4 protein-coding genes and 1 pseudogene are annotated in these 7250 nt (G+C 72.9%); 3 read left to right on the forward strand and 2 right to left on the reverse strand.

The features are described from left to right. Positions 1-74: 74 nt before the first annotated feature. The 3 genes and pseudogenes from AB0J39_RS23170 to AB0J39_RS23180 all read left to right on the forward strand — a co-directional run. Complete coding sequence (locus AB0J39_RS23170) at positions 75-740, forward strand: helix-turn-helix domain-containing protein (protein WP_363468117.1); 666 nt, start codon at positions 75-77, stop codon at positions 738-740. A gap of 116 nt (positions 741-856) precedes the next feature. Continuing rightward, on the forward strand, positions 857-3532 hold the full coding sequence (locus tag AB0J39_RS23175; protein ID WP_363468119.1) for an exo 1,3/1,4-beta-D-glucan glucohydrolase: 2676 nt from the start codon (positions 857-859) through the stop codon (positions 3530-3532). Positions 3533-3647: 115 nt separating this feature from the next. Then, positions 3648-4904: pseudogene (locus AB0J39_RS23180) on the forward strand (acyltransferase); the annotation flags it as partial. Between the two features lie 129 nt (positions 4905-5033). Here the strand turns inward: AB0J39_RS23180 and AB0J39_RS23185 are convergent. After that, entirely contained in the window at positions 5034-6218 is a 1185-nt protein-coding gene (locus AB0J39_RS23185) for an MFS transporter (protein ID WP_363468120.1), read from the reverse strand. A gap of 20 nt (positions 6219-6238) precedes the next feature. Continuing rightward, on the reverse strand, positions 6239-7250 hold a 1012-nt coding region (locus AB0J39_RS23190), incomplete at its 5' end, for a monooxygenase (RefSeq protein ID WP_363468122.1).

The following is a 7250-nucleotide window of genomic DNA, read 5'->3' on the forward strand; positions in this document are numbered from 1 at the left end:
GTGTTTCTAAAGTGCGAAGACAAGAAAGTCAAGCACAAGCGTGATTGTTTCAAGTCGCCTGATAGGCTGTGGCCATGCGCTCCTATGGTCAGTACTGCTCCGTGGCCAAAGCACTCGACGTCGTCGGCGATCGATGGACGCTGTTGATCGTGCGTGAGCTCCTGTCCCGCGGTCCGTCCCGCTACACCGACCTGCGCTCCGGGCTGCCGGGAATCGCCACCAACCTGCTCGCGGATCGCCTGCGCGAGCTGGAGGCCGCCGGCCTCGTGGAACGCGAGGACGCCCCGCCGCCGATCGCCACAACCCTGTTCCGGCTCACCGATCGCGGTGCCGAACTGGCGCCGGTGATCGACGCGCTCGGTCGCTGGGGCGTACCCCTGATGCGCGACCACCGGGCCGAGGACGCCTTCCGCGGCCAGTGGCTGCGCCTGCCTGTCCGGATGTTCCTGGCCGACCACGAGCCCGATCGGCCCGCGTCCTCGATCCAGATCCACGCCGGGGACCAGACCGTGGTGATCGACGCCGACGCCGGGCGGGTCTCGCTTCGCCTGGGCGCCGACCCGGACGCCGACGCCACCGTCACCGGCTCGCCGCCGCGTATCCTCGCCCTCCTCAGCGGCAGCCTCGCCCTCGCCGAGGCCGAGGAGCAGGGCCTGCGGGTCGCCGGGTCCCGCGAGGCCATCGAGCGTGTCCTGCCCCGCGCCGGAACCGCAGCTGGTGAGCCTGAAGTCACTTCATAAGACCCACCGAGATTGGAGAGCGCTCTCTTGACCGATGGGCCTTACGGGGTGACGATCTGCGCAACACGCCCGTACCACCCGAACCGGTCCTCGTGGCCCATCGAGAACGGACGTTCATGCGCAGAGTCATCACCCGATCGCCCCGGCGCGTCCTCGCGGCCCTGGCCGGCCTCGCGCTGCTGCCGGGCGCGATGGCTGCGGCGACCCCCGGCGAGCCGTTGGGGAAGCCGCCCGGAAAGTCACCGGGCAAGCCCCCGGCCCGGCCGGTGGTCGGCACGCCGGACATGGACCACGGCTGCGCCCGGATCGACAAGCGCCTGCCCACGCTGCCCGACTGGCCGGCCGTCAGGAGCGAGATCAAGCGGAACCCGGCCGACGAGAAGCGCATCGCGAAGATCGTCGCGGGGATGACCCTGGCCGAGAAAGTGGGCCAGATGACCCAGCCGGAGATCGCCGCGATCACCCCCGAGGAGGTCGGCCGGTACGGCATCGGCTCGGTGCTCAACGGCGGCGGATCATGGCCGGGCCGGGACAAGCACGCCTCCCCGCAGGACTGGCTGGCCCTCGCCGACGCCTACTGGCAGGCGTCGGTGAACACCCGCACCAAGATCCCGGTGATCTGGGGCATCGACGCCGTGCACGGCAACAACAACGTCTACGGCGCGACGCTCTTCCCGCACAACATCGGCCTCGGCGCCGCGCACGACCCCTGCCTGCTGCGCGACATCGGCGCCGCCACCGCCGCGCAGGTCCGCGCGACCGGGCAGGACTGGGCCTTCGCGCCGACCCTCGCCGTCGTCAGGGACGACCGCTGGGGCCGCACGTACGAGGGCTTCTCCGAGGACCCGCGCATCACCCGCGCGTACGGCTACGAGGTCGTACGCGGCCTGCAGGACGGCGACTCCCGGGGACCGGGCCGCCGGGGCGTCATCGCCACGGCCAAGCACTTCATCGGCGACGGCGGCACGCTCAAGGGGCAGGACCAGGGGGTCAACCCCTCGTCCGAGGCCGAAATGATCAACATTCACGGCCAGGGCTACTACGGCGCGCTCGCCGCCGGCGCGCAGACCGTCATGGCGTCCTTCAACAGCTGGACCAACGAGGACCTCGGCATCACCGAGGGCAAGGCGCACGGCAGCAGGAAGCTGCTCACCGAGGTGCTCAAGCAGAAGATGGGCTTCGACGGCGTCGTCGTCTCCGACTGGAACGGCATCGGCCAGGTCGCCGGCTGCACCAACTCGAACTGCGCCCGGGCGATCAACGCCGGCCTCGACGTCGTCATGGTGCCCAACGACTGGAAGGCGTTCATCTCCACCACGATCGCGCAGGTCGAGGCGGGGGAGATCCCCATGTCCCGCATCGACGACGCCGTGACCCGCATCCTCCGGGTGAAGCTGCGCGCGGGCCTGTTCGAGGCGCCCAAGCCCTCCGCGCGCCCCGGCGCGGGCGCGCAGAAGGCCCTCCAGGCGCGGGCGCTGGCGAGGAAGGCCGTTCGGGAGTCGCAGGTCCTGCTGAAGAACAACCGCAAGGTCCTCCCGCTCTCCCCCCGGTCCAAGGTCCTTGTGGTGGGCAAGAGCGCCGACAGCATGCCGAACCAGACCGGCGGCTGGAGCCTCACCTGGCAGGGCACCGGCAACACCAACGCCGACTTCCCGAACGGCACGACCATCCTCGGCGGGCTGCGGGAGACCCTCGGCGCGGCGAACGTGACCTTCAGCGAGACCGCCGACGGCGTCGACCCGAAGGCGTACGACGCGGTGGTCGCGGTCATCGGCGAGACGCCGTACGCCGAGGGCGTGGGCGACCTCGGGCGGCGCTCGCTGGAGGCCGCCAAGCTCTACCCCGGCGACCTCGCGGTGCTCGACAAGGTCTCCGGCAAGGGCACGCCGGTCGTCACCGTCTACGTCACCGGCCGCCCGCTGCACGTCAACAAGGAGCTCAACCGGTCCGACGCGTTCGTGGTCGCCTGGCTGCCCGGCACCGAGGGCGGCGGCGTGGCCGACCTGCTGGTCAGGAGCCGCGACAGCGGCCACGGCTACACCGGCACGTTGTCGTACTCGTGGCCGAGGAGCGCCTGCCAGACGCCGCTGAACCCCGGGCAGGAGGGTTACGACCCGCTCTTCCCCGCCGGGTACGGCCTGCGCTACGGGCAAACCGGGTCGGTCGGCACGCTCGACGAGACCTCACCCGAGTTCGGCTGCGGCGGCACGGGCGGCGGCGGCACCGCGACCGAGGACCTGGAGATCTTCGACCGGCAGGACGTCGCGCCGTACAAGAGCTTCATCGGCTCGGCCGAAAACTGGAGCGGCACGGAGATCGGCGTGGACGGCGAGGCGGCGCACACGGAGATCGCCGTCGTCCCGTCGGACGTGAACGTCCAGGGCGACGGGCTGAAGGCGACCTGGAACGGCGCCGGGGCGGCGCAGTTGTACATGCAGGACCCGGCGGGAGGCGGCGACCTGCGCGGCTACCTGAACGCCGACGCCGCGCTGGTCTTCGACACGATCGTCCACCAGCCGCCCGCGGCCCGCACGGTCGTCAGCGCGCACTGCGTCTACCCGTGCTTCGCCGAGGTCGTGGCGACGTCGCTGTTCCAGCGGCTGCCCGTGGGCGCGAAGGCGACCGTCAAGATCCCGGTGTCCTGCTTCGCGCCCAACCTGGACTTCGAGAACGTCAACACGCCGTTCCTCGTGTACACGGACGGCGCGTTCTCCGCGTCGTTCGCGAACGTCCGGTGGGTGCCGGGCGCGGCCAAGGACGCCGACGCGCGCGCCTGCGCGGACCTGACGTAGCGGCACCGCCGGGAGTGCTCATCGGGGGGCGGCCCGCCGTCCCGATGAGCGCTCCCACCGCGCTGAACGAGCCGGCACTCACGATTCTCCAAGGCTGACACACTAGCCTGACCGGATGTCCGTCGATGTTGTGGAAACACGCCGGAGCGAGGTCAGGCAGGAGGCCGCGCCCGCACGGCCGCGGCCGCCGGCCCCGGGACCGCGGCAGGGATGGCTGGACGCCCTGCGCGGCATGGCCGCGCTCGTCGTGGTGTTCGAGCACTGCCTGGACGCGTTGTTCCCCGAGGTGCGCGCGGGCGTCAGCCCGTGGTTCAACTTCGGCCAGTACGGCGTGCTGGTGTTCTTCCTCGTCAGCGGATACGTGGTGCCGGTCTCGCTGGAACGGCGCGGCAGCGTCGGCGGGTTCTGGATCAACCGGGTCTTCCGCCTGTATCCCCTGTGGTTCGTCGCGGCCGCGGCCGGGACGGTGTTCGGCGTCCAGGGCGTGTACTCCCCGTTGCCGCGTCAGCTGGCGGACGACCCGGGCACCGCGGTCCTGGCGCATCTGACGATGCTGCAGGACCTTGTCCAGGTGCCCGGCGTCGTCAACGTGTTCTGGACGCTGTCGTACGAGATGGTCTTCTACCTGCTCGTGACGGCGATGTTCGTGGCCGGTGTTCATCGTGCGGGCACGGCCGGTGTGCATCGTGCGGGCACGGCCGGTGCGCATCGTGCGGGCACGGCCGGCATGCTCGCCTGCGCCGTGGCGGCCGTCACCGTGGGCGGCCTGCTTCCGGCGGGCGCGCTGTCGCGCGGCGCCGGCACCGCCCAGGTCGTGGTGATCACGGCGGTCGTGCTGCTCGCGGCGGCCGCGTCGCTGGCGTCCCGCGGGCGGTGGCGTGTGTGCGGCACCGCGGCCGCGGCCGTGCTGGCTCTCGTGCTGCTCGGCGCCAACAGCCGGATCGGGGCCTGGCAGAGTCTGGCCATCGTCGCCACGATGTTCGCCGGCACCGTGCTCTACCGGCTCGACCGGGGACAACTGCGCTGGAGGACGAGCGGGTGGGCGCTGGCGTGCGTGCCGGTCGCGTCCGTGGGCGCCGCATGGGCCTTCGGCCCCGGCTGGGGCATGCCCGGCGACCAGGCGCTGGCGTTCACCCGGGGCTGGTCCACCGCGGTCGCCGCGGCGTGGGCGACCTTCCTGGCCGCCCGTCTCCTGCGGCGCCGGCAGATGCCCGGCGCCCTCGTGTGGCTCGGCCTGATCAGCTACTCCGTCTACCTGTTGCATCCGCTCGCCGTGCAGGTGCTCCGGCGCCTGACCATGGACCCGGGCCGGTTCGCCCTCGCCGAACGCCTGGCCATGGCCGTCCTGCTGCTGGCGGTGGTGCTCGCCTGCTCCGCGTTGACCCACCGGTTCGTCGAACGCCCGGCCCAGGTCCTGGGCCGCCGGCTGTCCCGGCGACCACGCTCCACCGCCCCCGCGACGGACCCGGGGCGGTCGGCCGCGCCTGCCGCCGGCACGGCGCTACTGCCCGCGCGGGGCCGGCCGGAGGTCCCGGCGCGCCTGCCCGGCCGAGGGCGCGAGCCTGCCCGCGCCCAGCAGGACCGCCAGCAGCAGGGCGGTGACCAGCGCGAACGAGGCGGGCAGGCCGGTCAGCGAGGCGATCCCGCCGATGGCGCTCGGCGCGACGAAGCCCGACGCGTAGCTGACCGTGGCCGCTCCCGCGACGCCCTCGCTCGGTGAGGCCGTGGCGTTGCCGGCCGCCGCGAACACCAGCGGGATGACCACCGCGATCCCCACACCGATCAGCATGAACCCGGCGGTCGCGGGCGCCGGGGTGCGGGAGACGACGACGAGCAGCCCGCCGAGCGTCGCCAGCGCCGCGCCGCCGCGCACGGTCGCCACCGGCCCCAGCCGCCGCACCACCGCGTCACCGCACAACCGTCCCGCCGCCATCATGCAGGCGAAGGCCGTGTACGCCGCGGCGCCCACCGCCTGGGACGCGCCGGCGACCTGGCGGAGATAGACCGCGCACCAGTCCTGGGCGGCGGCCTCGCCGAACACCGAGCAGAAGCCCACCAGCCCGATGAGCAGCACGCCGCGCGGTGGCAGCACGAAGTGGGGCGGGGCGGGCTCGTCCTCGGCCGCCCGCACGTCGAGCAGCGGCGGCTCCACGGCCAGGGCCACGAGGAACAGCACGACCGCCGCCCCGGCGAGATGGAGGCGGGCGTCGACGTCCGCGCTCGCGGCCAGCGTGCCCACCGCGCCGCCCGCCAGCGTGCCGACGCTCCACATCCCGTGCAAGCCGGACATGATCGACCGGCCGAGCCGCTGCTCGACCTCCACCCCCTGGGCGTTCATCGCGACGTCGGCCATGCCGGCCACCGCGCCGTACAGCAGGAGCGCCGCGCACAGCAGGGGGAGATTCGGGGCCAGCGGGGGCAGGACGAGGACCAGGCACCACAGGGCGATCGACACGCGGGTGACGGCCCGCCCGCCGAAGCGGTGCGTGACGCGGCCCGCGGTCGGCATCGCGAGGACGGAGCCGGCCGCGGGCGCGAGCAGGGCGAGACCGAGGGCGCCGGGCCCGGCCCCGACGTGATCCTGGATCCAGGGGATGCGGGAGGCGAAGCCGCCGGTCACCGCCCCGTGCAGGGCGAAGACGGCCGACACCGCGAACCTGGCGCGTCTCAGCTCCCGAAGATCCACGATCACACGTTATGCCTCGTTCACGCCTTCGGCGACCACACCAGCAGCCCCAGGCACATCTCGTCGCTGGTGCCCTCGCCCCAGACCACGTACCGGGGCGCCTGCCCGCGCAGCGCGGGCAGCATGGCGCGCAGCCCCGCGTCGTGGGTGCAGGTCACCCGGAGCGTGTCGCCCGCCTTGATCTCCAGCGGCCGGGCCAGCGGGCGGATCGCCTGGTCGTCGAAGTTGTACGCGGGGATGTCGAGGAGGGTCTTCTCGTCCGGTTTGCCCGGGTTGAGGGCGACCTTGATGGAGCGGCCGAGCAGGTGCATGTGCCCGGCGGTGGCGTAAAGCGTCGTGTCCTTCCTCACGGGCATGTCGCAGTGCTGTGTCGGGCCGGGCCGCGGGGGTTCGCCCTGCCCGCACATCCGGGTCAGGCCGTCGACCATCCGGCGCGCCTGCTCGCCGAACCGGTGGGCCACGTTCTCGACGGCCGCCTCACGATCGCACAACGGCCCCGACTCCTCGGCCGTGCAGGGCAGTTCGACCGGCCCCGCGATCAGTCCCGTCTCCAGAGGGGCCAGGCCGCTCGCGCCGTCGGCGAGCCGGAGCCGGATGCCGGACCTGTCCGCGCCGTCGGCGCCGCCCAGCAGGTTGTAGTGGATCTGCAGCACCATCTGGCTGCCCGCGGGGAGGGGGTAGCCGACCTTCTGCCGCAGCAGCGTCTCGTCGACCCCGGGAGCCCAGGAGCCGACCCACGCGCCGTTCTCGATCCCGGCGTCGCCGAAGCAGGTCCAGCCCTCGCCCGGCGTCGCGGCGTCCGCCCTGCGCGCCGTCTCCGCCTCCTTGGGCCCGACCCGGAAGACGATCGCGTGGTGCACGATGTCGGTGTTCTGCGGCAGGAACCGGCTGCCGGTCAGGAACGCGGACTCCGTGAGCCCGGGATCGACCAGGAAGCAGCGGTACTCGTCGGTGCCGCCCGCGGGCGCCGAGGGCCGGTAGGGCTGCGGGAGCGTCAGCGTCACGAACCGCTCGCCCGCCCGCAGCGGCGCC

It is taken from the genome of Microbispora sp. NPDC049633, from assembly GCF_040675265.1.
In the GTDB taxonomy this organism is placed as follows: domain Bacteria; phylum Actinomycetota; class Actinomycetes; order Streptosporangiales; family Streptosporangiaceae; genus Microbispora; species Microbispora maris.

Bases quoted from the DNA above. Each gene is read 5' to 3' on its own strand.
- AB0J39_RS23175 (WP_363468119.1), top strand. From the start codon at position 857: ATGCGCAGAGTCATCACCCGATCGCCCCGGCGCGTCCTCGCGGCCCTG.
- AB0J39_RS23170 (WP_363468117.1), top strand. From the start codon at position 75: ATGCGCTCCTATGGTCAGTACTGCTCCGTGGCCAAAGCACTCGACGTC.